Origin of the sequence: Microbacterium sp. ZKA21 (assembly GCF_050434165.1) — a bacterium.
Classification (GTDB): Bacteria; Actinomycetota; Actinomycetes; order Actinomycetales; family Microbacteriaceae; genus Microbacterium.
Map to the genome: position 1 here is coordinate 73444 of NZ_JBNPVV010000003.1, position 25007 is coordinate 98450.

The 25007-nt window shown below is 69.1% G+C and carries 27 protein-coding genes; 10 read left to right on the forward strand and 17 right to left on the reverse strand.

Annotation, left to right across the window (positions count from 1 at the left end; translation table 11 throughout):
- Positions 1–65: 65 nt before the first annotated feature.
- Positions 66–536, forward strand: a complete 471-nt coding sequence (locus M2317_RS07625) for an Lrp/AsnC family transcriptional regulator (RefSeq protein WP_429458854.1) — start codon at positions 66–68, stop codon at positions 534–536.
- Between the two features lie 171 nt (positions 537–707).
- Here M2317_RS07625 and M2317_RS07630 read toward each other — a convergent pair whose 3' ends face one another.
- Together M2317_RS07630 and M2317_RS07635 are read right to left on the reverse strand one after the other, a co-directional pair.
- The gene (locus tag M2317_RS07630; RefSeq protein WP_429458856.1) at positions 708–1463 is read right to left on the reverse strand and encodes an SDR family oxidoreductase; all 756 of its coding nucleotides are present in this window, start codon (positions 1461–1463) and stop codon (positions 708–710) included.
- Between the two features lie 109 nt (positions 1464–1572).
- Positions 1573–2334, reverse strand: a complete 762-nt coding sequence (locus M2317_RS07635; RefSeq protein ID WP_429458858.1) for an SDR family oxidoreductase — start codon at positions 2332–2334, stop codon at positions 1573–1575.
- Positions 2335–2655: 321 nt separating this feature from the next.
- Between M2317_RS07635 and M2317_RS07640 the strand changes: the two genes are divergently transcribed.
- The 4 genes from M2317_RS07640 (at position 2656) to M2317_RS07655 (ending at position 6536) form a co-directional block, all read left to right on the forward strand.
- Positions 2656–3426: an SDR family oxidoreductase gene (locus tag M2317_RS07640; RefSeq protein WP_429458860.1), complete on the forward strand. Its 771-nt coding sequence runs from the start codon at positions 2656–2658 to the stop codon at positions 3424–3426.
- A 3-nt stretch (positions 3427–3429) separates the two neighbouring features.
- Positions 3430–4347 carry an RNA polymerase sigma-70 factor gene (locus M2317_RS07645; RefSeq protein WP_429458862.1) on the forward strand — a complete coding sequence of 306 codons (918 nt, stop codon included), beginning with the start codon at positions 3430–3432 and terminating at the stop codon, positions 4345–4347.
- The gene (locus tag M2317_RS07650; protein ID WP_429458863.1) at positions 4344–4742 is read left to right on the forward strand and encodes a hypothetical protein; all 399 of its coding nucleotides are present in this window, start codon (positions 4344–4346) and stop codon (positions 4740–4742) included. The genes M2317_RS07645 and M2317_RS07650 overlap by 4 nt, the downstream gene beginning before the upstream one ends.
- A 96-nt stretch (positions 4743–4838) precedes the next feature.
- Positions 4839–6536 carry an AMP-binding protein gene (locus tag M2317_RS07655; RefSeq protein WP_429458865.1) on the forward strand — a complete coding sequence of 566 codons (1698 nt, stop codon included), beginning with the start codon at positions 4839–4841 and terminating at the stop codon, positions 6534–6536.
- A gap of 106 nt (positions 6537–6642) precedes the next feature.
- On the opposite strand, the gene M2317_RS07660 is transcribed toward M2317_RS07655, so the two are convergent.
- The 9 genes from M2317_RS07660 to M2317_RS07700 all read right to left on the reverse strand — a co-directional run bounded on the left by M2317_RS07660 (position 6643) and on the right by M2317_RS07700 (position 15203).
- Positions 6643–6987, reverse strand: coding sequence for a hypothetical protein (locus M2317_RS07660; RefSeq protein ID WP_429458867.1), 345 nt, complete (start codon positions 6985–6987; stop codon positions 6643–6645).
- 199 nt (positions 6988–7186) lie between these two features.
- Complete coding sequence (locus M2317_RS07665) at positions 7187–8083, reverse strand: carbohydrate ABC transporter permease (protein WP_429458869.1); 897 nt, start codon at positions 8081–8083, stop codon at positions 7187–7189.
- A 10-nt stretch (positions 8084–8093) separates the two neighbouring features.
- Positions 8094–9044, reverse strand: a complete 951-nt coding sequence (locus M2317_RS07670; RefSeq protein WP_429458871.1) for a carbohydrate ABC transporter permease — start codon at positions 9042–9044, stop codon at positions 8094–8096.
- Between the two features lie 2 nt (positions 9045–9046).
- On the reverse strand, positions 9047–9952 hold the full coding sequence (locus tag M2317_RS07675) for a phosphodiesterase (RefSeq protein WP_429458873.1): 906 nt from the start codon (positions 9950–9952) through the stop codon (positions 9047–9049).
- A gap of 23 nt (positions 9953–9975) precedes the next feature.
- Complete coding sequence (locus tag M2317_RS07680; RefSeq protein ID WP_429458875.1) at positions 9976–10728, reverse strand: tyrosine-protein phosphatase; 753 nt, start codon at positions 10726–10728, stop codon at positions 9976–9978.
- A complete protein-coding gene (locus M2317_RS07685; RefSeq protein ID WP_429458877.1) occupies positions 10725–12071 on the reverse strand; it encodes an extracellular solute-binding protein in 1347 nt (448 codons plus the stop codon). The genes M2317_RS07680 and M2317_RS07685 overlap by 4 nt, the downstream gene beginning before the upstream one ends.
- A 29-nt stretch (positions 12072–12100) precedes the next feature.
- Entirely contained in the window at positions 12101–13243 is a 1143-nt protein-coding gene (locus M2317_RS07690; RefSeq protein ID WP_429458878.1) for an ABC transporter ATP-binding protein, read from the reverse strand.
- A gap of 130 nt (positions 13244–13373) precedes the next feature.
- Positions 13374–14282 carry a MurR/RpiR family transcriptional regulator gene (locus M2317_RS07695; RefSeq protein WP_429458880.1) on the reverse strand — a complete coding sequence of 303 codons (909 nt, stop codon included), beginning with the start codon at positions 14280–14282 and terminating at the stop codon, positions 13374–13376.
- An 81-nt stretch (positions 14283–14363) separates the two neighbouring features.
- Entirely contained in the window at positions 14364–15203 is an 840-nt protein-coding gene (locus M2317_RS07700; protein ID WP_429458882.1) for a metallophosphoesterase family protein, read from the reverse strand.
- Positions 15204–15372: 169 nt separating this feature from the next.
- On the opposite strand from M2317_RS07700, the gene M2317_RS07705 reads away from it, so the two are divergent.
- Positions 15373–16173, forward strand: coding sequence for an alpha/beta fold hydrolase (locus tag M2317_RS07705; RefSeq protein WP_429458884.1), 801 nt, complete (start codon positions 15373–15375; stop codon positions 16171–16173).
- Here the strand turns inward: M2317_RS07705 and M2317_RS07710 are convergent.
- A complete protein-coding gene (locus tag M2317_RS07710; protein ID WP_429458886.1) occupies positions 16112–17617 on the reverse strand; it encodes an MATE family efflux transporter in 1506 nt (501 codons plus the stop codon). The genes M2317_RS07705 and M2317_RS07710 overlap by 62 nt on opposite strands.
- 131 nt (positions 17618–17748) lie before the next feature.
- Here M2317_RS07710 and M2317_RS07715 point away from each other — a divergent pair, with 131 nt between their 5' ends.
- Positions 17749–18798: an NAD(P)-dependent alcohol dehydrogenase gene (locus M2317_RS07715; protein WP_429458887.1), complete on the forward strand. Its 1050-nt coding sequence runs from the start codon at positions 17749–17751 to the stop codon at positions 18796–18798.
- 6 nt (positions 18799–18804) lie between these two features.
- On the opposite strand, the gene M2317_RS07720 is transcribed toward M2317_RS07715, so the two are convergent.
- The 5 genes from M2317_RS07720 to M2317_RS07740 form a co-directional block, all read right to left on the reverse strand.
- Positions 18805–19338: a VOC family protein gene (locus M2317_RS07720; RefSeq protein WP_429458889.1), complete on the reverse strand. Its 534-nt coding sequence runs from the start codon at positions 19336–19338 to the stop codon at positions 18805–18807.
- Positions 19339–19414: 76 nt separating this feature from the next.
- Positions 19415–20083 carry a helix-turn-helix domain-containing protein gene (locus tag M2317_RS07725; RefSeq protein WP_429458891.1) on the reverse strand — a complete coding sequence of 223 codons (669 nt, stop codon included), beginning with the start codon at positions 20081–20083 and terminating at the stop codon, positions 19415–19417.
- A 33-nt stretch (positions 20084–20116) separates the two neighbouring features.
- Positions 20117–21466 (reverse strand): hypothetical protein, encoded by a 1350-nt coding sequence (locus M2317_RS07730; RefSeq protein WP_429458893.1) that lies wholly within the window; start codon positions 21464–21466, stop codon positions 20117–20119.
- 2 nt (positions 21467–21468) lie between these two features.
- A complete protein-coding gene (locus M2317_RS07735; RefSeq protein ID WP_429458895.1) occupies positions 21469–22533 on the reverse strand; it encodes an NAD-dependent epimerase/dehydratase family protein in 1065 nt (354 codons plus the stop codon).
- The gene (locus M2317_RS07740; RefSeq protein WP_429458897.1) at positions 22530–23453 is read right to left on the reverse strand and encodes an MTAP family purine nucleoside phosphorylase; all 924 of its coding nucleotides are present in this window, start codon (positions 23451–23453) and stop codon (positions 22530–22532) included. The genes M2317_RS07735 and M2317_RS07740 overlap by 4 nt, the downstream gene beginning before the upstream one ends.
- 130 nt (positions 23454–23583) lie before the next feature.
- Between M2317_RS07740 and M2317_RS07745 the strand changes: the two genes are divergently transcribed.
- Genes M2317_RS07745 through M2317_RS07755 form a run of 3 tightly spaced genes read left to right on the forward strand, consistent with a single transcriptional unit; the run spans position 23584 to position 24969 of the window.
- Positions 23584–24150, forward strand: a complete 567-nt coding sequence (locus M2317_RS07745; RefSeq protein WP_429458899.1) for a cytochrome b/b6 domain-containing protein — start codon at positions 23584–23586, stop codon at positions 24148–24150.
- Positions 24143–24751 (forward strand): molybdopterin-dependent oxidoreductase, encoded by a 609-nt coding sequence (locus M2317_RS07750; protein ID WP_429458900.1) that lies wholly within the window; start codon positions 24143–24145, stop codon positions 24749–24751. Before M2317_RS07745 ends, M2317_RS07750 begins: the two co-directional genes overlap by 8 nt.
- Positions 24751–24969: a hypothetical protein gene (locus M2317_RS07755; protein WP_429458902.1), complete on the forward strand. Its 219-nt coding sequence runs from the start codon at positions 24751–24753 to the stop codon at positions 24967–24969. Before M2317_RS07750 ends, M2317_RS07755 begins: the two co-directional genes overlap by 1 nt.
- Positions 24970–25007 lie beyond the last annotated feature (38 nt).

Below are 25007 nucleotides of genomic sequence, written 5' to 3' on the forward strand. Positions count from 1 at the left end.
TCCGCAAGCATCCACGCCGATCGTGCGATTTCCAACAGAATCGGATGCCGGAGGGAGCCGTGACCTTGTCGAAAACGCCAGCCATCCTGGATGAGCTCGACCTGAGGATCCTGGCCGCGCTCTCCGAACGCGGCGACATCACGAACAAGGCGCTGTCGGCGCGGCTGGGGCTTGCGGAGTCGACCTGCGCGCATCGGGTGCGGTCGCTGCGGACGCGCGGGATCATCCGCGACGTGCGGGTGCGACTCGACGAGGCCGCGCTCGGCTATCCGCTGCAGGCGATGATCAAGGTGCGCCTGGCCAACCACACCGGCGCGAAGGTCACTGCACTGTTCGACGCGCTCGTCGCGATCCCCCGCGTGCTGCAGGTGTTCCACGTCGCCGGCGTCGACGACTTCCTCGTGCACGTCGCCGTGCAGGATGCCGCCGCGCTGCGCGACATCGTGCTCGAGCACATCACCGTCCACTCGGTGGTGCGGGGCACCGAGACGCAGCTCGTGTTCGAGCTCCGCGACGGGCGCGGGCTGCTCGGCTGAGTGCGGCGCGGGACCGCCGGCGGCCAGCGGGGCTGCGCCGGGCAGCCCCGCCCCGGGCCTACGGGGCGCCCGAACCACCGAACCGGAGGAGAACACTCGGTTGGGAGGGCCGATCGTCGCCGAACTCTCCTCCCCTTCGCGTGTTCTCCTCCGGATCGGATGAGACGTCGCTTACGCGCGCGGCGGGTTCGCCGGCAGCCACTCCTCCAGCGTCGTCTCGAAGATGTGAGCACCCTCGACCGGGATGAGCGTCCGCTCTTCGATCTGTGCGCCGTAGTACGGCGCGCTGTCGTCCCGAACGACCGTCCTCGGGTCGCCCCGGAAGGTCAGCGCCCGCCGGGCGAACTCATCCATCCCGAAAGCCTCGGGGCCGGCGATCTCGACGTCACCGGTCGGGTCGCCCGCGGCGGCGCGGGCCACGGCGGTCGCGACGTCCTCCGCAGCGATCGGTTGGATGAGCGCCCCCGGCAGCACGACGGTGCCATCTGTGGTCGAGATGTCGGCGATGCTGCCGACGAACTCGAAGAACTGCGTCGCGTGGACCAACGAGTAAGCGATGCCGGACTCGCGGATGAGCTCCTCCTGCGCGACCTTCGCAGCGAAATATGGGATGTTCTGCGGGCGGTTCGTGCCGACGATCGTGAGTGCCACGTGGTGCGTGACACCCGCCGCGCGCTCCGCCGCGAGCAGGTTCCGCGTCGAGGTGGTGAAGAACTCGATCACGTCGTCCGGTGCGAACGACGGCGAGTTCGACACGTCGACGACGGTGCTGGCACCCTCGAGCGCTTCCGCGAGTCCCTCGCCGGTGAGCGAGTTGACGCCGGTGTTCGGTGAGGCGGCGACAGCTTCATGGCCATGCGCGGTCAGCTTCGCGACGACCTTGGATCCGATGAGGCCGGTGCCTCCGATGACGACGATCTTTGCCATTTCATGCCCTTTCGATCTGACGGGCGCCCCTGTCGGCGCCCACCAGGTATGACAAGGCGGGGGCCTTCGATGTGACGGCTGTCCGGAGAACGAGTCCGTCACGACCCGTTCAGGCGACCCCGCGGGCCCGGATGCGCCAGTCGTGGTACCGCGTCGGAGCGATCGACGCGGTGGCCTCCGGAAGGAGATCGCGGCTCGCGAGGTGCGCCCCGAAATACGTCCCGAGCGGATCCGGGACGACTTCGCGCTCGTCCTGGCGGGATCGCATATCGATGACGGCGAGTTCCTCGAGGCTGAACACCTCAGGCCCGGCGAACTCGACCATGCCGTGGAGGGGCGCAGCGACGGCCGTTCGGGCGACGGCCTCGGCGACGTCGTCGGCGGCCATGGGCTGGATGAGGACGTCGGCGACCCGGACAGTGCCGCTGCGGACGGCATGGTCGGTGATGTTGCGGACGAACTCGAAAAACTGCGTGGCGTGCACGAGCGAGTAGGGACGCTGCGACGCCGTGATGAGTCGCTCCTGCTGCTCCTTGGCGACGAAATAGCCGCCCTCGGCACGGGCGAGCCGATCCGTGCCGACGACCGAGAGCGCCACGTGGTGACGAACACCGGCGGCTTCGCCGTAGCTGAGCAGATTCATGGTCGAGGTGTAGAAGAACTCGCGCGCCGCGGCTTCGTCTGTATACGACGAGTTGGAGACGTCGATGACGACGTCGGCGCCCTCCAGCGCATCCTCCAGCCCCTCGCCGGTGTACGAGTTGACGCCGGTCGAGCGGGCAGCGGCCAGGACCTCGTGGCCCTCTGAACGGAGGCTCCGGACGAGTCGAGCGCCGATCAGACCCGTTCCGCCGATGACCGTGATTTTCATGTCGCTCCTTCGAGTTTCGATTGATTGCCACGGGAATCCGTCTGCACTCATCTGACAAGACACGACCTCGAGTTGTGACACATCGCCCAGATGAGAATCCGGCCGATCGGAGCCGTCACAGCCGACGAGGCTGCCCGTGACGACGCTCGGACTACTCGCGTGGCGATGGATCCGGAAGACCGGTTGAGGACGGCTCGCACGGCGTGCTACACGGAGATCTCGGGAAAAGCCCGACTCGCTGTCACAGACCGAATCGCTGCTCGGTCAGTGCATATAGGGCAGTCTGCGTAGTGGCGCAGGTCCAGAAACGGAGCGGGCGAGATGCGAATCGTTGTTTTGGGTGGAACCGGCCAAGTGGGTCGGAAGGTCGTCGAGAAGCTCGAACGGCGCGCTCAGGCCGTCGTGGTGGCCTCGCCGACGAGCGGAGTCGATGCGCGATCCGGTCGCGGACTGGATGCGGCCCTGGAGTATGCGGATGCCGTTATCGATGCGACCAACACTCCGAACCTATCCGGCGAGGCGGCACGGCAGTTCTTCGAGACGACGACGCGCAACGTGCTCGACGCCGAGCGGCGAGCGGGCGTGAAGCATCACGTCGCGCTGTCGATCGTCGGCGCGGATCGCGCGGGCGAAGACGATTATTTCGCGGCCAAGGGCGTGCAGGAGAACCTGGTGCACGCCGGTCCAATCGACCACTCCATCCTTCGATCCACCCAGTTCTACGACTTCGCTCGCCGGATCGCCGAATGGAACACCGCGGAGGACACCGTCCACCTGCCCACCAAACCGGTGCAGCCGGTCGCGGCATCCGATGTCGCCGACGTCCTCGTCGAGCTGGCGCTGGGAGGCCCCCTCAACGGCGCGGTCGACCTCGGCGGGCCCGAGCAGATGCCGCTCTCGGAGTTCGTGCGCCGCGTCCTCGGAATCGATCACGACCCGCGTTACGTCGTGGCGGATAACGACACCGCCCCTGTGGGCTTCAACATCTCCGGCGACCTGCTGCTGCCTCGTGACCCCATGCGCATCGCGGCCACGACGCTCGACACCTGGATGCACGACGAAGGCCGTCGCAGCCTGGCGGGGGTTCAATGAGCCATGGGTGAGCATGACGTGGCCGTCGACGACGCTTTCGATGCACACGACGACCTCGACGAAGCGCTGAGGATCTTCGACGCGCATCGGCGACGCCTGTTCGGCATCGCCTACCGGATGCTGAGCACGGTAGCGGATGCGGAGGACATCGTCCAGGAGACGTGGATCCGCTGGCAGAACACCGATCGCTCGAAGATCCAGGAGCCAGTGGCGTTCCTCACGACCATCACGACCCGGTTGGCGATCAACGTCCTGCAGTCCTCCCACACGCGCAGAGAGATCTATATCGGGCCATGGCTTCCCGAGCCGGTCAACACGGACGATGACCCGGCGCTCGGCGCCGAGCGTGCCGAGGCCCTGCAGTTCGCGATCCTGCTGACGCTGGAGAAGCTCACGCCCACGGAGCGCGCGGCGTACATCCTGCGCGAAGCGTTCGATTACCCCTACCCGCGGATCGCGGAAGTGATCTCCAGCAGCGTCGTCAGCGCACGACAGCTGGTCAGCCGCGCCCGCGCGCACCTGTCCTCCGCTCGAGACACCCCGACGGACGCCACCGCGCAGCGACGCCTGCTGGAGGCATTCCTCACGGCCGCGCGGAAGGGGGATGCGCACGAGCTCGAAGCGCTGTTCGCCGCGGACGTCGTGAGCTACACCGACGGCAACGGCGCGAAGCTCGCCGCCCGCATTCCGGTCATCGGGCGCGAACGCGTCGCGAAGTTCGTCGCGGCTTTCGCCCACCATTTCTGGACCGGGAAGACCATCGACTGGGTGCACGTCAACGGGCAGACAGCCGCCACGCTCACCGAGAACGGTGTGATCACGACGATGGTGACGGCGACGACGTCGAGCGACGGCATCCTCCAGCTCCTATGGGTGATGAGCCCGCAGAAGCTCTCTCACGTCGGCGCGGTCAGCGCATGAGCGGAAAGCACTACCCGGCGTGGCTGCGCAGGCGGCGACGCGGTGCCGCCGACCACGGCATCCTGGATGAACTCGCGAACGCCCTGAGCTCGCACGACGATGACGCCGTCCGTGCGCTCCTGCACTCCGACGTCACGGTCGTCATCGACAGCGGCGGACACCTGCCCACGGCGGCGACTCCCGTGCAGGGCAGGGAGGAAGCGGCATCCGAGCTGCTGCAGCTGATGCCGGCCGGCACCGGCACCGCCGCAGCGTCCATCAACGGCGTCCCTGGACTCACGCTCGTTCGCGACCAACGGGTCGTCGGAGCGCTCACCGCGGAGGTGCGGTCCAGGCTCCTCGTGAGCGTGTGGGTCGTGTGCAATCCGGACAAGCTGCGGCCCTGGAACCGATAGCAACCCACCCACTGATCGGAGGGCGATCCGCGGGGAACGAACGACGAACTCAGCCCCCGCGGATAGTCCGCCGCGTCTGGGTGCAGGATGGAACCCATGAGCCGTCCTGCCACCGCCGCCACGACCGCCATCCGAGAGATGCGCGACTTTCTCTTCGACCACGCCACCGACTACGAGGGCGCGCGCGCCGGGTTCCGCTGGCCGCAGCTCGACTCCTTCAACTTCGCACTGGAGTGGTTCGACGTCGTCGCGGGTGAGCACCCTGAGCGCCCTGCGGTGCAGATCGTCTCCGCCGACCTGAGCGTGCGCACGTGGAGCTACGGCGATCTCTCCCGCCGCAGCGACCAGGTCGCGAACTGGCTCCTGAGCCTCGGCATCCGGCGCGGCGACCATGTCATCGTGATGCTGAACAACTCGATCGAGCTGTGGGAGGTCATGCTCGCCATCACGAAGATCGGCGCGGTGTCCATCCCCACCTCGACGCTGCTCTCGGCATCCGACCTCGCGTACCGGATCGAGCACGGCGAGGCCACCGCGGTCGTCGCCCTCGGGTCGCTCGCCGACCGGGTCGGCGGCGACATCCTGCGGATCGCGGTCGACGGGGCGCCGGACGGCTGGACGGACTTCGCCGAGTCGGCGAGCGCGCAGGAACTCTTCGAACCGGACGCACCCACCCCGGCATCCGACACCAGCCTGCTGTACTTCACGTCGGGCACCACCAGCCGGCCGAAGCTCGTCCAGCACACGCACGTCTCCTACCCGGTCGGGCACCTGTCGACGATGTGGTGGCTGGGGGTCCGGCCCGAGGACGTGCACCTGAACATCTCCTCGCCCGGGTGGGCCAAACACGCCTGGTCGAGCTTCTACTCGCCGTTCCTCGCCCAGGCGACCGTGTTTGTCTACAACTACGACCGCTTCGACGCCAACACGCTGATGCAGGTCATGGAGACGCACCACGTCTCGACCTTCTGCGCTCCGCCGACGGTCTGGCGGATGCTGATCCAGGCCGACCTCGGTCGGCTGGCGCATCCTCCGCGCGAGCTCGTCGGCGCCGGAGAGCCGCTGAATCCGGAGGTCATCACGCGCGTGCGCGACGCCTGGGGCGGAACCATCCGAGACGGATTCGGGCAGACCGAGATGACCGCGTGCGTCGGCAACTCCCCCGGACAGCTCGTGAAGGACGGCTCGATGGGCCGCCCGCTGCCCGGCTACCCGGTCGTCCTGTTGGATCCGGTCACCGGACAGGTCGCCGACGCCGAGGGCGAGATCGCACTCGATCTGACCGAAGCGCCGGTGGGCCTGATGGCCGGCTACTACCGGGATGCAGCGAAGACCGCAGAGTCCCGCGAGGGCGGCTTCCATCACACCGGAGACATCGCCACCCGCGATGCGGACGGATACCTGACGTACATCGGACGGGCGGACGACGTCTTCAAGGCATCCGACTACAAGATCTCGCCCTTCGAGCTCGAGTCCGTGCTGCTCGAACACGAGCTGGTGATCGAGGCGGCCGTCATCCCGAGCCCGGATGAGACGCGCCTGTCGGTTCCGAAGGCGTACGTCTGCCTGCGGCCGGATGCCGGTGACGAGGCCGCCGCGGCATCCGCGATCTACGCGTTCGCGCGGGAGCGGCTGTCCGCGCACCTGTGGGTGCGGATCATCGAGTTCGTGCCCGAGCTGCCGAAGACGATCTCGGGGAAGATCCGCCGCGTCGAGCTGCGCGCCCGCGAGGCGGAGCGCGTCGCCGCAGGTGCGGACGCCGCCGGTCAGCACCTGGACCGCGACTACCGCTGAACCCGTCCGTCGAGGAATCCGATCCGGAGGAGAACGCGGGAAGAGTGCACGAGCGCGGGACCGCGGAGAGCACCCCGAGTCCGAACCCGGGCGCGCGGACCTCGGATCAGCCGGCGTCGAACGCGGCGCGCGGCACCTCGAACGCGGGCTGGCGCGGAGCGTCGACCGCAACCGGCTTCACCGGCAGCGCGGGCTTGGCCGGCACGTCCACCTCGGTGGGACGGGCGCGCTCGGGCCGACCGGCCACGATGCCCCGCACGATCCCGCCGAGCGTCAGGGCGACGGCCAGTGCGATGCCCGACACGAGCGTCGGCATCCACGTGTTCGCGGCGGCGGCGGCGACGCTGAGCAGCGCACCGAAGATCCAGCCGGCGACCGCGCCGCCGACGACGCCCTCCGAGCCGCGCGCCATCGCGACCAGTGCGACGAGGGCGCAGAGCACAGCGATCACCGCGCCTGCTACCCCGATCGGTATGAACACTCCGGCCAATTCGTTGACCACTGCTGTCGATGTCACCATCGTGCACCCCCCGATGCGATCCGTGTATGTCCAGCGTAGGCGAGCGCGGCGCGCTTCACATCCACCGGAGGAATGATGCGACATCATCCGCCGGGTTGATGCTGCTGCCGCCTCACAGCGGTCCGCGCGCCTACTTCAATCCGGACCGCACGAACGCGTCGACGACGTAGCGCTGCAGGAAGATGTAGATCAGCAGCACGGGGATGCAGGCGAGTCCCGCAGCCGCCATCGTCGCGCCCCAGTTGACGCCCTCGGCGGTCAGGAAGCTGCGCACGCCCACCTGGATGAGCGCATCGCCCTGACGCATGATCAACGACGGCCACAGGTACTCGTTCCACGCCGAGATGAAGGCCATGATGCCGAGCGCGGCGAGTGCGGGCTTCATGTTCGGGACGACCACCGACCAGAGCGTCGCCCAGCTCGAGCGGCCATCCAGCTGGGATGCCTCCAGCAGCTCCCGCGGAAAGGCGCGCATGTGCTGCACCATGAGCAGCACGGCGAAGGCCCCGGCCAACTGAGGGACCACGACGCCGCCGATGGTTCCGAGCAGTCCGAGCTGCGACACGAGCACGTAGTTGGGGATCATCGTCACCTGGAACGGCACGAGCCACGAGCCGATGAAGAGGAACATCAGCACCTTCTTGCCCGCGAAGTCCCACACGGCGAAGCCGTACGCCGCGAGCACCGCGATCAGCAGCTGGGCGGCCGCCAGCACGAGCGACATCCCGAACGTGTTCAGCAGCATGTTGCCGATCGGGATGGCATCCCACACGTAGGCGAAGTTCTCGAAGCTCAGCGGCCAGGGCAGCAGGGTCTGGTCGAGGGCGTTCTCCGGCGCGCGCAGCGCCGTGGCGAACATCCAGTACACCGGGAAGATGCTGAACACCGCGAGGATCACCAGGATGACGTGCCCGATGATCACCCCGCCGCGACGGCGCGACCCGACGGCGAGATCCTCGGCCTTGGACTGCACGCGGTTGGTGGCGCCCGCGATGGTTGCCGGGGGTGCGACGGTGACGAAAGCCATCACTGACCTCTCAGTTGTCGTAGAAGCTCAGGCGATCCTGCAGCTCGAGGAAGAGCAGCGCGATCAGGCCGAAGCCGAGGAAGAAGATCACTCCGGCGGCCGAGGAGATGCCGGCGTCGAAGTTCTGGAATCCGAACTGGTACAGCAGGTAGTAGATGTTCGTCGTCGAGTTCGACGGTCCGCCCTGCGTGAGCAGATCGATGATGGGGTACGTCCACTGCGCAGCCAGCAGAATCGTCATGAGCGCGAGGAACACGATCGTCGGGCTCAGCAGCGGCATCGTGATCTTGCGGGTGATGCGGGCGAAGCCCGCCCCGTCCAAAGATGCGGCCTGGGCGTAGTCCGGGCTGATCCCGGCGAAGCCGGCCGCCACCACGAGCACGCCGAATCCGAGCATCTGCCAGCCCACGATCACGATGACCGCCCAGATCGCCCAGGCGGGGTCGCGGAAGACGTTCGGCATGTCGATCCCCAGGTGCGCGAGCACCGTGGCGATCGCCCCCTGCTCGGCGAACAGCCAGCGCCAGACCGCGCTCGTCGCCACCGGGGTGATGAGGAACGGCACGAAGATCAGCGCCTGATAGAAGGTGCGCGCTCTGCCCTGCACCTGCCGCGACACCAGTGCGATCACGATCGGCAGCACGAGCGAGAACACCAGGAAGGCCGCGATGTACACCACCGTGTTGATGATGGCGATGCGCATCTCGGGAAGCTGCACGACGTCCGTGTAGTTGTCGAAGCCCACGAAGTTCTTCGGGCTGGTCGGCAGCAGGTTCCAGTCGTAGAACGACAGCGAGAAGGTCTGCACGAGAGGGCTGTACGTCCACAGCAGCAGGAAGAAGACGCCGGGCAGGATGTAGAGGTACGGCACGAACGCCTGAGGGCGGATGCGGCGCCGCGTGCGCGGGGCCGCATCCACCTCCTCAGCTGCCACCTCGGGGGTGGTGACCGCGACGAACACGGTCAGCTCTGCACCGATGCGGATGCCGCGGCGAGACGCTCTTCGGCGCTCATCCGCATGAACCCCTCGAGCATCTCCGGCGTCATCTCGTACACGGTCGGGAACTGCCCGATCGGGACGATGGAGTGCAGCACCCGGTCGCCGTAGACGTGCACGAGGTTGTACGACTGAGCGCCGTCCTGACCGCGCGCCGCCGGGTAGACCACGTTGAGGTCCTGGGTGTAGCAGGTCGCGGAGGCCACCGAGACGGGGACCCCGGCGAAGGTGCTGTGCGTCGAGTAGTGCAGGTGACCGCCGAGCACGCCGCGGACGTCGGTCCCGCGGATGATCTCCGCCAGACGATCCTGGTCCTTGAGTTCGACCAGCGCGAGCAGACCGAGCGGGCTCGGCACAGGCGGGTGGTGCAGCGCGATGAGCGTGCCATCAGGCGCCGGCGTGGCGAGGACGTCGGCGAGCCAGGTGAGCTGCTCCTCGGAGATCTCGCCGTGGTGGTGGCCGGGGACGGTCGAGTCCAGGGCGATGATGCGCAGGCCGTTGATGTCGAACACGCGGTCGACCGGCTCGCTGTCGTCGGCATCCTGATCCAGCAGACCCTTGCGGAAGGCCACGCGCTCGTCGTGGTTGCCCATCACCCAGATGACCTGGGCGCCGAGACGCTCGGCGGCTGGTTCGACGAGCTCGCGCAGTCGCCGGTAGGCGTCGGGGTCGCCGGCGTCGGCGAGATCGCCCGTGAAGACGATCGCCTCCGGGCGCGTGTTCGACTTCTCGAAGCCCTCGAAGAGCTCGGCGAGGTTCTTGTCGGAATCGATGCGGTCGTGCAGCAGCCCGCCGTCACGCACGAAGTGCGTGTCGGACAGATGCAGGATGAAGTGGTCGGCAGTGGGGAACTGTCCGTCGAAATCGCTCATGAGGGTCCTTCCAGGGTTCGTGTTCAGTCGACCAGGACCGCCGTGAGGCGATCCAGATCAGGGGCGGACAGGCCGTTCGCCCGCAGGTAGGCGCGCACGGAGCCGTGCTCTCGCTCGACACGGGCGAGGAGGGCGTCGAGCACCTCGGCGGGGCTCGCGGTGACCAGCTCGATGACTTCCGGGGTGAGTTCGGCTCCGCCGTCGCGGAAGCCGGCCAGCATGCGCTCTGCCCATTCGCCGCGCAGGTTCTCCGCGGTCTGCGCGTAGTCGGCGACGACCTCGTCCCGGTCGACGCCGGCCGCGCTCAGGGCGAAGGCGATGACGAGACCGGTGCGGTCCTTGCCTGCCGTACAGTGCACGAGCACGGCCTCGTCATCCTCGGCGGCGGCGATCACGCGGACGGCATCCGCCAGCTGAGCACCGCGCGCGTCGACCATGTGGTCGTAGATGGGTGCCAGTCCCAGCCGCATGTCCGCCTGCGATGCCGGTGCGGCCTGGTCGAAGACCGGGAGGTGATGCACATGCACCGCGACGCCGTCCAGCGCGCTCGGCGCGGAACGCAGCTCGTCGTCGCCGCGCAGATCGACGATGTGCGCGATGCCGAGGTCGGCGATCAGATCCCGACCGGCCGCGTCGAGCAGGTGCAGCGCGTCGGAACGGAAGAGCTTGCCCCAGCGCGACGTACCTGTGGCCGCCCGGTACCCGCCGGTGTCGCGGAGGTTGTAGACGCCGGGGGTCACGTGGCGACGCACCGGGGCTCCTTCGACGACGCTCATTCGATCAGTCCCTGAGCGCGCTCTGCGGCATCCTGCATGGTCTGTTCGATGTCGGCGCCGTAGAACACCGACTCTTCGATGGCCGTGGCGAGCACCGTGTCGACCTGCGCATAGCTGTCGCCGGGATAGGAGACCCACGGTTCGAGCGCATCGAGCTGCTGGAGGTTGGGCTTGACGAGCGAGTTCGCCTCGACCCAGTCGTAGAGCGGTCCGCCCTCTTCGGCCATCGTGTTGCGCAGCGGCAGGTACCCGATCTCGGTGGAGATCGTCTCGTAGGCGTGCGGGCTGGTCATCCACTGGATGAGCTCCCAGGCCGCCGCCTGCTTCTTCGGGTCCGTGGAGAACATCGACAGGAAGGATCCGGAGTTCGTCGGAACGACGTCGTGGTCATCGAACGCGGGCAGTGTGCGCGCGTCGAGGGTCCAGCCCCCGGAATCCGCTCCGCCCATGAAGGCCGCCTGCAACGCGGAGGTGTTCACGTGGACGGCGGTCTTGCCCTGCGCGAAGGCCTCGTACATCGAGGTCGAGTCCTGGTTGGCGAGCACGCCGGCGTCGAACATGTCACGGAACGTCTGCACGGTGTCGACGGCGGCGTCCGAGCCGAACTCGATCGTCGTGCGGTCGTCGCTGAGCACCTGCGCCCCGTCGGAGAGGAACAGACCCTGCATGCACCAGTTGCCGCCGGTCACCGTGCACGTGACGCTGACGGACGGCTCACCGGTGGCGGCGGTGATCGTCTCGCCCGCCGCCTGCACGGCATCCCAGGTCGACAGATCGACCGAGTCGGGATCGAGCCCAGCCTGCGCGAAGAGATCCTCGTTGATCCAGAGCACCGGGGTCGAGAACACGTACGGGATGCCGTAGGTGGAGCCGTCCCAGTTCGCGAGGGTCTGAGCGCGCTCGTGATACGGGTAGTCGCCGCCGAACTCGTCCGCCAGGGCGTCCTGCCCGACGACCGCGCTGAGGTTCTGCGCGCCGAGCGTGGTCGCCGCGAAGTCGAGCTCGTTGAAGGTGAGCTGCGCGACGTCCGGCGCCCCACCGGCGAGGATCTGCTGCTGGACGCTTCCCGCGGTGGATGCGGAGCTGGACGGCTGCGCGTTGACCGTGATGTTCGGGTGCTCGGCCATGAACTCGTCGATGAGCGTCGTGATCGTGTCCGACCAGATGCCCGCGTTGGAGAGGTTGTAGGACTCGAAGGTGATGGTCACCTCGTCGTCCTCCGTCAGCGTCGCCATGCTGCCGGCGGATGCGGTGGATGCCGCGGAACTGGCGCAGCCGGCGAGGGCGGCGGCCGCGAGGAAGGCGAGGCCGGCGAGACCAGCGCGGCGGGAGCGGTTGTTCATCGTTTCTCTCTCTTGGGGTTCGGTGGGGATCAGGGGACGAGGACGCGGTCGTCCGCGCGGATGCCGTCGGCGGTCCGGGCCGCATCGGGCACCCATTCCAGGCGGCGTCCGGTGGAGCGGTCGAACAGGTGGACGTGCTCGGGCGAGACATGCAGCGTGAGCCGGTCGCCGTCCGAGACCCGCACGTCGCGCGAGGTCCGCACCTGCAGGCGTCCGGCGCCGGTGGAGCAGGTGAGGATCTGCTCGCCGCCGAGATTCTCGACGATGTCGACCGTCACGGCGACGCGAACCCCCTCGTGGGCGGTGGTCGCGTCCACGATCTGGAGGTGCTCGGGGCGGAGGCCGAGAACGACGTCCAGCGGCACGGTGTCGCCGTCCCAGAGGTCGCCGCCGAGGCCCTCGGCGCTCACCACGATTCGGCCGCCGTCTCCCGCCACCTGCGCGTCGAGCAGATTCATCGCCGGGCTGCCGAGGAAACCGGCGACGAAGACCGACTCAGGCCGGTCGTAGAGCTCTTCGGGCGTGCCGTACTGCTCGATGCGCCCCGCGTTGAGCACGACGATCCTGGTCGCCATCGTCATCGCCTCGACCTGATCGTGCGTGACGTAGACGAATGTGGCGCCGAGCCTGCGGTGCAGCGCGGTGAGCTCCTGCCGGGTCTGCGTGCGCAGCTTCGCGTCGAGGTTCGACAGCGGCTCGTCCATCAGGAAGGCCTTCGGGTTGCGCACGAGCGCGCGTCCGACGGCCACGCGCTGCCGCTGCCCGCCCGAAAGTTCCTTGGGCTTTCGATCGAGGTACTGATCGATCTCCAGCGAAGCGGCCACGTCCTGCACACGGCGCTCGATCTCGTCCTTCGCGAGCTTCTGCACCCGGAGCGGGAAGGCCAGGTTCTTGCGGACGCTGAGGTGCGGATAGAGGGCGTAGCTCTGGAAGACCATCGCGAGATCGCGCTTCTTGGACGGCAGCTCGGTGATGTCCTCGCCATCGAGCAGGATGCGGCCCGTGGTCGGTTCGAGCAGCCCGGCGATCATGCGCAGCAGCGTGGTCTTGCCGCATCCGGACGGGCCGAGCAGAACGAGGAAGTCGCCGTCATCGACGGTGAGCGTGATGTCGCGGACCGCTGCGGTGCTCTTGAAGCTGCGGCCGATCCCGCGGAGCTCGATGGTGCCCATGGGTTCGCCTCCTGTAGGCGACCTGTCTCGCGGGACCGTCCCGTGGAATTCGCTTACATGGCTACATTGAGCGGTGAAAGTGAATTACCGGCGAACGACAGCCCAACGGCATCCGGTGGGACGGAGAACGTTAGGACGCCGTCCTGCTCGACCTCGGCTCCTCCGAGCCGTTCGGCTCGGCGACGATCGCACCCAGCTCATCCCGGATCGCTCCGCGCGCACGCTCGGCGTCATCGCCGTCCATGCGGTCGGCCACGGCGAGCTGCAGAACGGAGAGGAGGAGGTACTGGACGAGACCCGCCCCGACCGCGCCCTGATCCCAGCTCTGGAATCGGGCGCCCGCGACCAGCAGGATATCCGTGTGATCAGCGAGCGCAGAGCGCGAGAAGCTCGTCACGCCGATGACCGTGGCTCCCGCCTCCCTGGCTGCGGCGGCGGCCGCCAGCGTGACGGCGTTCGCGCCGCTCGAGCTGACGACGACGCAGACGTCCCCCGGCCGCAGCACGCGTGCCGTGAGCTGCTGCGAGACGCCGTCGACCGGAGCCTCGCAGGGGCGCCCGTTCATCGTCAGCTTCAGCGCGATCGACTGCGCCGCCGGCCCGGATGCTCCGGTGCCGGTCAGCAGGACACGAGGGGCGGCGACGATGGCGTCGGCGGCCGCGTCGAACGCCGCCGCGTCGACGGACGCGAGCGAAGTGCGCAGGATGTCGCCGGCACCGTCCGCGATGCTCTGGAGCCAGCCCGCCGTCCCGGCCTCGCGGGACCGTGAAGCCCGGGCGACGGCACCGAGATCTCGGACCAGGAGCATGCGCAGGTGCTGGAATCCCTGGAAGCCGAGCGCCTGGCAGGTGCGGGTGACCGTCGGTGGCGAGGTCTCGGCAGCAGCGGCGAGGTCAGCGCCCGACATCTCCACGACCTCCTCCGGGCGATCCGCGCAGATGCGGGCCACCCGCTGCGCGCTCGGGATGAGCGAGGGCAGCACGGAGAGGATGTGGTCGATGGTTCCGCCGATCGGCGGCTCGGCGATTCGCGCATTCATGGGTTTCGGTCTATCACGTGTCGGTGCCCGTATCGCGGCGCCGAGGTGAACGGCACCGCGATACGGGCGAGAGCGGACGGGTCAGAGCGTGACGCCCAGCGCGTCCAGCGCGATGCGCGCCTGCTCGACCTCGAGGAACTCCGGCTCGACGATGTCCAGCGGTGCGCGAAAAGAGGGCAGGACACGATCGCCGAGCTCGTACTCGACGACGCCGAGCTGAGCGAGGCCCGGGCCCACGACGTCGGCGGAGACCGCGCCGCGGTGGACGAACGCCGTCGACGGCGCGGAGACGACCGCGGCGCCATCGCGCTCGGTGAGCGCGTAGTGATGCAGGTGACCGCTCCCGTAGGCGCGGACGTCGAGCCGGGCGAGCACCGCCTCGAGACGCGGCAGGGCGCCTGGACCGATGCTGAGGTGCGTGTTCTGGTGCTCCGGCGCATGCGCCCGCACCGGCTTGTGCGTGAAGACGACCGCCGGACGGGGTCCGACCTGCTCCGGGAGCGTCTCGATCCACGCCCACTGCTCGGCCTCCTCGGGCAGGCCCGACTCGAAGAGTTCGCTGTTGAAGCCGACGACCGCCCAGCCGTCGACGATGTCGACGAAGCGATCGATGCCGAAGTGGTTTCGGAACGCCGCAACGCGCGCGCTCGTCACCGGACGGTCGCCGAACGGGTCATCCCCCGGCTCGCCCACGTCGTGATTCCCGGGGAGGACATGCAGCGGCGCATCGATGCCGGCGAGGATCTCCTTCGCGGTGACGCGGTCGCGGTCCTCGTCCGGATCGAGGATCGTCACGTCCCCGGTGTGGACGACGACGTCCGGCTCGAGCTCGTTGATGAACGCCACGAACCGGGCGGCGTTCGACGAAGGACTGCCGCCGAGGTGACTGATGTGAGTATCGGTGATCTGGACGAGTTTCATCCTGGGCTCCGCCTCTCTGAGGGATGCCGCGGACGCGGCGCCGCCACGCTAGAGCGTTCCGGTGACGTCGGCTCCAACACCAGGTGAATGATTCGTTCACCTGCGACTGCGAGAATGAAAGCTGCTTTCCCTCGCCGGGTCGCGGCACCGCGGGGTCCAAGATGGACTCATGGCCGTACCCCTCTCCGAACTGAACCGGATGCCCGACCCGCAGATGGTCATCGTCGGCGAAGGCGTGCGCCTGGCGACCTACGCCTGGGGAGATCCGGATGCTCCGGCCGTCGTCATCGTGCACGGATTCGCCTCCAGCACGCGTGACAACTGGGTGCTGACCGGCTGGACGAGGATGCTGGAGCAGGCCGGCTACTTCGTCCTCGGCGTGGACCAGCGCGGCCACGGCCTGAGCGACAAGCCGCACGAGCCGGAGGGCTACGACATCCGGGCCCTCGCGTCGGATCTGGAGACCGTGCTCGACACGTACCTCGTCGAGGAGGCGCAGTACGTCGGCTACTCGCTCGGCGCCCGCGTGGGTTGGCAGGTCGCGGTGGATCTGCCGGCGCGGATCACCCGTGTCGTGCTGGGCGGCGTGCCCGAGGGCATCCCGCTGGCGCGTCTGGATCTCGACCAGGTCCGCGCGTACATCGAGAACGGAACCGCGGTCACCGACAGAGCGACGCAGAACTACATCGCTCTGACCGAGCGCGTCCCCGGCAACGACCTGAACGCCCTGCTGGCGCTCGCGTCGGGTATGCGCGCCTCGCGCACGATCGATCCGGACACGGCGGACGCACCGCAGCAGCCGGTGCTGTTCGCGACCGGATCGCAGGACGCGATCATCGAGGGCTCACGCCACCTGGCATCCGCGGCACCGCAGGGCCGGTTCCTCGAGATCCCGGACCGGCATCACTTCAACGCACCCGGTTCCCGCGTCTTCCGCGAAGCCGCCCTCGCCTTCCTCGCGGAGCGTTGATCGCGCCGGGCAGCGTGATGGGCGAGGTGACGACGGCATCGACCACGAGCGAGCTGTTCGTGGGGCCGACCAGCGGAATCGGCGTCGTCTCGGTGAGCACGGTCGAAGTGATCGGCATCCGGGCGAGCCGGCGGTGCTCGCGCACGTAGGCCGGGATGAGGATCACGACCGCGCCGAGCCAGGCGAGCGGATTGCTCCAGGCGACGCCCTCGAAGCCCCACAGCGAGCCGAGTACGACGGCGGCGACCACGCGGGCGACGAGCTCCACGACGCCCGTGACCGTGGGGATCATCGCGTGGCCGAGCCCCTGCAGCGCACCGCGCAGCACGAACAGCACGCCGAGGATGGCGTAGCAGGAAGCGTTGATGATGAGCATCTGGTGTGCGAGATCGACGACCACCGGGGCGCTGTCGCCGACGAACACCTCGACGATCGCAGCGCCGGTGGTGATCAGGAGAATGCCGAGGAGCACGGACCCGATGACGGCGATCCAGGTCGCCTGGACCACACCGCGCCGGATGCGGTCAGGGCGTCCGGCGCCGACGTTCTGCGCGACGTACATGCTGGTCGCGAGACCGAGCGAGGCGAGCAGCGCCGTGGCGAGGCTGTCGACGCGGGACCCTGCCGTCCAGGCGGCGACGGCATCCGAGCCGAGCTCGTTGAGCGCGACCTGAACGGCGAGGGTCCCGATCGCGATGATCGACGCCTGGAAGCCCATCGGCAGGCCGAGACGCAGGTGCTCCCAGATCTCGGCGCGGGTGACGCGCCAGTCCTCGCGCTTGACGTGCAATTCGTGCAGTCGTCGGCGCAGGTACTCCAGGCACAGCGCGACCGAGATGGCCTGAGCGACCACGGTCGCCAGCGCCGCACCGGCGACGCCCCAGCCGACGGGGCCGACCAGGAGGATCACGAGGCCCACGTTCAGCACGCAGGCGAGCGTGAGGAACCACAGCGGCGTGCGGGAATCTCCGATCGCGCGGATGATCGCGGCCAGATAGTTGAAGAACATGGTCGCCGCGGCGCCGAGGAAGCTCACCTGCGCGAAGACGACCGCGTCGTCCATGAGCTCCGGTGGCGTCTGCATGGCGGCGAGAGCCGGCTCGGCGAGCAGCGGAGCGGCGACGGTGAGCAGCACGCTCATCGCACCGGTGAGGATGGTCCCGGTGGCGACCGAGCGGCGCACGACTCGAGCATCCCCCGCGCCGAAGGCCTGCGCCGTCGGGATCGCGAACCCGCTGGTCAGACCCCACGCGAAACCGAGGAGGAGGAACAGCAGGCTGCCGGTGGCACCGACGGCGGCGAGCGCCTCGACGCCGAGCTGACGTCCGACGACGATGGTGTCGACGAACTGGTACAGCTGCTGGACGACGTTGCCGATCAGCAGCGGCACGGAGAAGGCGAGGATGACGCGCCAGGGCGCGCCGGTGGTGAGGGAACGGGACACAGTCACTCGACAGGCAGGAGAGGGCGGAACAGAACGGGGCAGAACGGGAGGAGCACACGCAGAGGTGCGACCTCCGATTGTATCGAATCGATTCGAGCCCGTCGAGCGCGGATTCGGCGTAATCTCTTCCTATGCCCACCACCGTTGCCGCGATCGTCGCGCCCTCCGCCACCGACCGTCTCATTCCCGGCACCGTCGAGCGCCGCGATGTCGGACCGCACGATGTGCTCATCGACATCCGCTGGGCCGGGATCTGCCACTCCGACATCCACACGGTCAAGGGCGACTGGGGCCCGCAGCACTACCCGCTCACCGTCGGGCACGAGATCGCGGGCGTCGTCGCCGAGGTCGGCTCGGACGTCACGAAGCACAAGGTCGGCGACCGCGTCGGCGTCGGATGCCTGGTCAACTCCTGCGGCGAGTGCGCGAACTGCGTCGCCGGGTCAGAGCAGTACTGCCTGAACGGCGCGATCGGCACGTACGCGGCGAAGGACGTGGATGGCACGATCACGCAGGGCGGCTATTCGACGAGCGTCGTCGTGACGGAGGACTTCGTGCTGCGCCTGCCCGAGGAGATCCCGTTCGAGAAGGCGGCGCCGCTGCTGTGCGCCGGCATCACCACGTATTCGCCGCTGCGGCACTGGAACGCCGGCCCCGGCACGCGCGTCGCGGTCGTGGGGCTCGGCGGACTCGGCCACATGGCCGTCAAGATCGCGCACGCGCTGGGCGCCGAGGTCACCGTGCTCACCCGGACGCTCGCGAAGAAGGACGATGCGCTGTCGCTCGGCGCCGACCGCGCGTTCGCGACGAGCGACCCGGCGACGTTCCGTGAACTGCGCGGCGGGTTCGACCTCATCATCAACACGGTCTCGGCGCCGATCGACCTCGACGCCCATCTGAAGCTGCTCGCTCTCGACGGCACGCTCGTCAACGTCGGCGCACCGGCCGAGCCGCTCAGCCTGCACGTGGGCACGCTCATCGGTGGACGCCGCTCGTTCGCCGGCTCCAACATCGGCGGAATCGCCGAGACGCAGGAGATGCTCGACTTCTGCGCCGAGCACGGCATCGCCCCCGAAGTCGAGATCGTCTCGGCATCCGAGGTCAACGAGGCCTGGGATCGCGTGCTCGCCTCCGACGTGCGCTACCGCTTCGTCATCGACACGTCGACGCTCGCCGGCTGATCGGAGTCACACGCCCCGCTCCGTCAAGCGCGGGATCGCGGCGATGAGCGTGTCGTGGATGTATACGAGTTCCGGCGTCGGCTCCCAGGCTGCATCCGCACCGTCGGCTCCCCACTCCTCGTCGGCGCTGTCCTCCCCCGACCACGCGTCGTCGGTCGACGGCGTCGTGCTGTAGACCCACCACAGATTCCCCCACGGGTCGAGGAATCGGGAGAAGACGTCGCCGAAGAACTCCGTCGGCTCCGTGACGATCTCCGCGCCTTTCGCCTTCGCCCGCTCGAGAGCCTGCGGCACATCATCGACGTAGACCTGAAGCAGCGCGGGCAGATAGGGCCAGTCCGGCTTGCGCTCGGCGAACATGAGTGTGGTCCCGCCGACCTGCAGTTCTGCGTGCAGGAGCAGACCATCACCGTCGACCGTGCGCGACTCCGGCCGTGCGGCGCCGTCGAAAACGTGCGCGACGAAGGCGATGAGCCCGTCCGCGTCCTTGGCGATGAGGAACGGGTTGACGGTGGCATATCCGGCGGGAGTCTCGGTCATAAGGCCATCCCATCGCGAGCGGTGACACAGACGCTTGAACGAAAACGACATCTTCGCGCGATCGGCCACCGGCCCGTCAGCGTGCGAGATGCGCGGCCACGATCGCCGCGGGCGTCTGCCCGCGGATCATTCGCAACGATCTGGTGAGGTGCGCCTGATCCGAGAATCCGGCGGTCGAGGCCGCCTCCGTCGGCGACAGCCCCGATTGCAGCAGGACGTACGCGTGCTGCGCACGGGCGAGTTGCCGCACCTGAGCAGACGTGAGGCCGACGACGCGGCGGAAGCGTCGTTGCCATGTCCGATCGGTCGCCCCGGTGCGGTCGCCGGCGAGTGCCGCGCGGATGCCGTCATCGATGCGCAGGGTGCCGGCGTCCACCAGTTCGGCGACCCAGTCCTCCAGGCCGTCGAACTCCGGGATCCGATGCCAGCGCTCCCCGATCAGGACCCGACCGTGCACGGTCGGGAGCGCGACGGTCGATCCCCGGAAGGTGTCCTTGCCCGCCGAGGCGACCATGACATGCGGGGCGAGCTCGACACCCCAGTATTCGTCGCCCAAGGCACCGTCGACGGTCGCGGAGTAGAAGGTCGGTCCGTTCATCTCCGCAGACAGCAGGCCATCCGCGGCGCGCACGAAGGAGATCCCCCAGTACTCCGACCCGGCGACCGCGTAGGTGTCCGGGCGGTCGACGCGGGCATGCCACAGCATTCGGACCGACGTCGAACCGCTCTCGCGTTGCTCCCACATGCCGGTGAGACTACCCGTCGCACCCCGCTGGAATCACCACCCGGTCTGCAGCAGCGACTGCACGACGATCGCGAACACGATCTGCACCGCGAGCATGATCCGACGCGTCCGACGCCCGAACAGGGCGAGCCCCAGCAGTGCCCACGGCACGAACGGCAGCCAGATGCGCTCGACCTCCGCGCGGCTCATGTTCGACAGGTCGGCCAGCAGGATGCTCAGCCACGCCGCCGCCACGAGGAGCACGACGACGCGCACGCCGTCGTCGCGCAGCACGCCAGGTCTACCTCTGCGCCGGATGCCGGCATCCACCGCTCCCCCGAGGGATGCCGCGACCATCGGCCCCGCACTGATCGCGAACGCCGCGAGATTTCCCCACATCCAGTACGCCGCGGGGCGCCGGGAGGCGACGCCGTCCCAGTACCGCTGCTGCAGCACCGGGAACGCCTCCCACCAGGCGAAGCCGCCGGCCGCGAACGTCAGCACCACGGCGAGCGCCGCGGCCGCCGCGATCGGCAGCGGCCACCACTGCCGCGCCGCGAACAGCACCGCGAGCGCGAGCACTCCCAGCAGCGGCATGCCGTACGACAGCATCACGCAATAGCCGAGCAGCACACCGGCGAGCAGAGCCCAAGCCGTCATCGACACCGCGCCCTCGCTTCGTCGCGACGTCGTCGCCGCACGTGCCAGCGCCCACAGCCCCCACGCCGCGAACGCCGCGAACATGCCGTCGCCCGAGACGCCGATCCAGATGGCGGCCGGCGTGAAGACGAGGAAAGGAGCGGCCCGTCGCGCGGACTCCTCCGCCCCCAGGGACCGCAGCGCCCCGAGCACCGCGACCGGAATGGTCGCGCCCAGGACGATCACGACAAGTCCCGCCGCCAGCCCGCTGCCGAGCCCCACCCGGACCAGGACGTAGAAGAACAGCAGCGCACCGGGCGGATGCCCCGCGATGTGCACCGGCCAGTTGTCCTCGTGCGCGTACGGGATGCGCTCGACGTACTCCCGCAGGGTCGCCCCGAAATCGGTGACCTCACGCGCGGTGCCGAGGTATTCGTATCGGTGGTTCAGAATCGTCCCGATGCCGTCGAGCCCGTCGACGAGCGCCAGCGACAGCAGCCAGGCCAGTGCCGCGCCGAACACGATCAGCTGCAGCGGCACCCAGCGCAGCCGCGCGACGAGACGCTGCGCGAAGATCACCGCCGCAACGCCGAGTGCGACAGCGATCGGCAGGCCGGGGCCGATCCGCGGCATCCACTCCGCATGCAGCGGCGGGAAGGACTTCACCCGTACGTTCCAGCCGGTCAGCGACGGAATCGCGATCGCCACGGCGATCAGCACCGCGGCCGCGATTCCGCTCCACAGCGCCACACGAGGACGGACCACGCTCACCTCCCCGCGACCGCCGCCCGCAGTGGATCGCGGGCGAACTGCGCGACTCCCTCCCCGAACGACACCTGCGGACGCCAGCCGAGCTCGCTGCGGATCCGCGCTGAGGATGCCGTGATGTGCCGGACGTCGCCGGCACGGAACCTCCCGCTCACACGCGGCGCCGGCCCGCCCATCGCCGTGGCCAGCTCCCGCGCGAAGTCGCCGATCGTGTGCACGTCGCCGCTGGCCACGTTGAAGGCGCGCGCTTCACCGGCAGCAGCGCTCCAGCGGAGGGCCGCGAGATTGGCGGACGCGACATCGGACACGTGCACGAAGTCCCGTCGCTGCTCGCCGTCCTCGAACACGTCCGGCGCTTCTCCGCGCTCCAGCGCGGAGCGGAACAGTGACGCGACTCCGGCGTAGGGCGTGCCCTGCGGCATCCAGGCGCCGTACACGTTGTGGTAGCGCAGCAGTGCGGCGGTACCGCCCGTGCTGCGGGCCCAGTCGCGCGCGAGCAGCTCCTGCTCGAGCTTGGTCGCGGCATAGGTGTTGCGCGGGTCGCAGGACTGGTCCTCGTCGATGAGCTCGGGCTGCAGCAGGTTCCCGGTCATGGGCGATCGCGGGTCGAAGATGCCGGCCTCGAGGTCGACGAGCCTGCGCGGCGGTGCCTGCCCGATCCACGAGCCGTCCCGATACAGCCCTTCGCCGTATACGACCATCGAGGAGGCGAGCACCAGCCGGCGGATACCGGCATCCCGCATGGCCGCCAGCAGCACGGCGGTGCCCAGCGAGTTGGAGGCGACGTAGTCCGGGGCATCGCCGATGTCGACGCCGAGTCCGACCTTCGCGGCCTGATGACAGACGGCGTCGACGCCGCGCAGGGCGGTGGCCACGGCATCCGGATCCCGCATGTCGCCCTGCACGAACTCGATCCCCGGCGGCAGCGGCCGCCCCGCACCGTCGCCGTGCACATCCGGCCGCAGTGAATCGAACACGCGCACCGACCAGCCGGCGGCGAGCGCACTCTCGACGATTGCGCCGCCGATGAAGCCGCGCCCGCCGGTGACGAGCAGAAGGCTCATCCGGCGCCGCCATCGGGCGTGACCGGCTCCGCGGGGCCGGCGGGTGCGCTGCTCGAGCCGGCAGGATCAGCGCCGCCCGTATCGACCGGCTCTGCCGCCAGAATGCTGCGCACCGCGTCCTCCGACAGCAGCGGCTCTTCGGCGAAGTCCGCCGGGATCGCCCCCACGATCGCGGCGATCGCGGCGTTCAACCGCGGTTCAGCCTCGGCCATCACCCGGAACACGCGCTCCGCTGTCGCCGAGCGATCCTCGTCGCCGCCCCCGTGCTCGGTGTCGGTGTCGGTGATGATCGCGATGTTCACGTGCGCGAATCCGAGCTCGGCGGCCAGCGCCGCTTCGGGCAGCTGGGTCATGTTCACGATGTCGGCCCCCATCATCCGATGCCACGCCGCCTCCGCGCGGGTCGAGAACCGGGGCCCCGGAATCACGACGCTCGTCGCGATCTCCCGCGGAGTCTCCCCCAGTCCGCGCAGCGCCACCGCCGCGATGCCCCGCAGCTCCCGGCTGTACGGCTCGGCCAGCGGCAGGTGCTCGACCCCTTCGACGACGCCCCCTCCGTCGAAGTAGGAATCCGCACGTCCCCACGTGCGGTCGATGAGCTGGTCGGTGAGAGCGATGTCGCCGGGCTGCATGCCTGCGTCCAGGCCGCCGACGGCGTTGGTCGACACGAGGATCCGTGCGCCCAGTCTCGCCAGCGCCCACAGCTGCGCGCGGGCGGGGATCCGGTGGGGCGGCACGCGGTGCCCGGCGCCGTGCCTCGCCAGGAACGCTGTCCGCCGACCGGCGAGCCGCCCGAGCACGATCCCCGACACGTCTCCGTACGGAGTCTGCATCGGCGCGAGGGCGCGGGCGTCGGCGACAGCGAGGGCGGCCAGTCCCGATCCGCCGATCACCGCGATCTCGACCTTTTCGTCATGCATGTCCTCAGCCTGCTCTCGGGCCGTGCACGCGGCATCCGGATTTCCTTACGCCCCCGTGACAGCTGCGCCGTCACCACCCTGTAAGCGAATCGGCGGGCGTCGGCGATCGGCATCCGCGCAGACTGAGGCCATGACGGACCGCACCGCGCTGATCGACCGGCTGGATGCCGTCGTCCGGCCGCGCGCAGCGCGCGTGCAGCGCGCGCTCGCCTCGCCGGTGCGGGATGCACGGATGACGGTCGTCGTCGGCCGGATGCTGGGGCTCGCGTTCCTCGTCTGCTTCGTCACCGGGCTGTACAGCCATTTCCTGCAGAGCCCGGTGGACTGGTTCGTCGCTCCTGCGCGGCCGGAGTATCTGTACGCGTGGACGCAGGGGACGCATGTCGTCGTGGGCAGCATGCTGTTCCCGCTGCTGCTGGCGAAGCTGTGGGTGGTGTATCCGCGGCTGTTCCAGTGGCCACCGGTGACGGGTCTGCGCGACGTCATCGAGCGCGCGTCGGTGGGGGTGCTGGTCGCGACGGCGTTGGTGCTGCCGGTGACCGGCATCCTCAACGTCCTGGGGTGGTACCCGTGGGAGTTCTCGTTCCGGCGGACGCATTTCGCGCTCGCCTGGGTGCTGATCGGCGCGCTGCTGCTGCACATCGCGGTGCAGCTGCCGACGATCCGCCGATTCTGGGCCGGAGGGTCGGATGACTGAATCGGATGCCGTGTCACGACGGCGCTTCCTGCTCGGGATCGGCGCGGGGTCGGCGGCGATGGGGGCACTGGCGGTCACGCACGCGATCCTTCCGGCAGGGCCCTTCAGTCTGACCGACGACCGGAGGCGGATCGTCGCGCCGCAGGCCCTGCCGGTGAACCGTTCGGCACGCGAGGCGCAGGTGACCGAACTCGCCTCGGATCCCGACTGGCGGCTGACGGTGTGCAACGGCTCGCACGTGCGGAAGCTGAGTCTCGCCGACCTGGATGAGCTTCCGCAGCGCCGCGAGGTGCTGCCGATCGCATGCGTCGAAGGGTGGACGGTGGATGCCGCGTGGCAGGGAGTCCGCCTCGCCGACCTCCTCGATCTCGTCGACGCGCCGACCGATGCAACCGTGCGGATGCAGAGCATGCAGCAGCGCGGGGCATTCGCCGCCACGACCATGCCGCCGCAGTACACGCGCGATCCGAAGACGCTCGTCGCATTGCACGTCAACGGCGAGCGCCTGGATCCGGACCACGGCTATCCGGCGCGGATCATCGCCCCTGGTCGCCCCGGCGTGCTGCAGACCAAGTGGCTGAGCGCGATCGAGGTGATGTGATGCGAGTCGTGCTGGCAGCGCTCGGCATCGGCGTGATGCTCTGGGGCGGATGGCTGCTCGTGAGCACGCAGCGCCCCGATCAGCTGCTGAATCTGGCCGTGTGGCTGGCCGCCGCGGTGATCGCGCACGACTTCGTGCTCGTCCCGGCGATCACGGTGCTGCGGCGGCGCATCGCCGCGATGCGGAGAGGTCGCGTTTCGCCGCCTCCTGCAGGCTGAGGCGACCATATGCGGCCCCTCCGCGGGCCCCGAGCCCC

What these genes read in the sequence shown, in the direction of transcription:
- M2317_RS07705 (WP_429458884.1), top strand. Translation starts at nt 15,373, where the DNA reads ATGGCCGTACCCCTCTCCGAACTGAACCGGATGCCCGACCCGCAGATG.
- M2317_RS07680 (WP_429458875.1), bottom strand. Translation starts at nt 10,728, where the DNA reads ATGAGCGTCGTCGAAGGAGCCCCGGTGCGTCGCCACGTGACCCCCGGC.
- M2317_RS07690 (WP_429458878.1), bottom strand. Translation starts at nt 13,243, where the DNA reads ATGGGCACCATCGAGCTCCGCGGGATCGGCCGCAGCTTCAAGAGCACC.
- M2317_RS07685 (WP_429458877.1), bottom strand. Translation starts at nt 12,071, where the DNA reads ATGAACAACCGCTCCCGCCGCGCTGGTCTCGCCGGCCTCGCCTTCCTC.
- M2317_RS07750 (WP_429458900.1), top strand. Translation starts at nt 24,143, where the DNA reads ATGACTGAATCGGATGCCGTGTCACGACGGCGCTTCCTGCTCGGGATC.
- M2317_RS07715 (WP_429458887.1), top strand. Translation starts at nt 17,749, where the DNA reads ATGCCCACCACCGTTGCCGCGATCGTCGCGCCCTCCGCCACCGACCGT.
- M2317_RS07640 (WP_429458860.1), top strand. Translation starts at nt 2,656, where the DNA reads ATGCGAATCGTTGTTTTGGGTGGAACCGGCCAAGTGGGTCGGAAGGTC.
- M2317_RS07630 (WP_429458856.1), bottom strand. Translation starts at nt 1,463, where the DNA reads ATGGCAAAGATCGTCGTCATCGGAGGCACCGGCCTCATCGGATCCAAG.
- M2317_RS07695 (WP_429458880.1), bottom strand. Translation starts at nt 14,282, where the DNA reads ATGAATGCGCGAATCGCCGAGCCGCCGATCGGCGGAACCATCGACCAC.
- M2317_RS07725 (WP_429458891.1), bottom strand. Translation starts at nt 20,083, where the DNA reads ATGTGGGAGCAACGCGAGAGCGGTTCGACGTCGGTCCGAATGCTGTGG.
- M2317_RS07655 (WP_429458865.1), top strand. Translation starts at nt 4,839, where the DNA reads ATGAGCCGTCCTGCCACCGCCGCCACGACCGCCATCCGAGAGATGCGC.
- M2317_RS07645 (WP_429458862.1), top strand. Translation starts at nt 3,430, where the DNA reads ATGGGTGAGCATGACGTGGCCGTCGACGACGCTTTCGATGCACACGAC.
- M2317_RS07755 (WP_429458902.1), top strand. Translation starts at nt 24,751, where the DNA reads ATGCGAGTCGTGCTGGCAGCGCTCGGCATCGGCGTGATGCTCTGGGGC.
- M2317_RS07745 (WP_429458899.1), top strand. Translation starts at nt 23,584, where the DNA reads ATGACGGACCGCACCGCGCTGATCGACCGGCTGGATGCCGTCGTCCGG.
- M2317_RS07665 (WP_429458869.1), bottom strand. Translation starts at nt 8,083, where the DNA reads ATGGCTTTCGTCACCGTCGCACCCCCGGCAACCATCGCGGGCGCCACC.
- M2317_RS07720 (WP_429458889.1), bottom strand. Translation starts at nt 19,338, where the DNA reads ATGACCGAGACTCCCGCCGGATATGCCACCGTCAACCCGTTCCTCATC.
- M2317_RS07740 (WP_429458897.1), bottom strand. Translation starts at nt 23,453, where the DNA reads ATGCATGACGAAAAGGTCGAGATCGCGGTGATCGGCGGATCGGGACTG.
- M2317_RS07650 (WP_429458863.1), top strand. Translation starts at nt 4,344, where the DNA reads ATGAGCGGAAAGCACTACCCGGCGTGGCTGCGCAGGCGGCGACGCGGT.
- M2317_RS07675 (WP_429458873.1), bottom strand. Translation starts at nt 9,952, where the DNA reads ATGAGCGATTTCGACGGACAGTTCCCCACTGCCGACCACTTCATCCTG.
- M2317_RS07635 (WP_429458858.1), bottom strand. Translation starts at nt 2,334, where the DNA reads ATGAAAATCACGGTCATCGGCGGAACGGGTCTGATCGGCGCTCGACTC.
- M2317_RS07735 (WP_429458895.1), bottom strand. Translation starts at nt 22,533, where the DNA reads ATGAGCCTTCTGCTCGTCACCGGCGGGCGCGGCTTCATCGGCGGCGCA.
- M2317_RS07700 (WP_429458882.1), bottom strand. Translation starts at nt 15,203, where the DNA reads ATGAAACTCGTCCAGATCACCGATACTCACATCAGTCACCTCGGCGGC.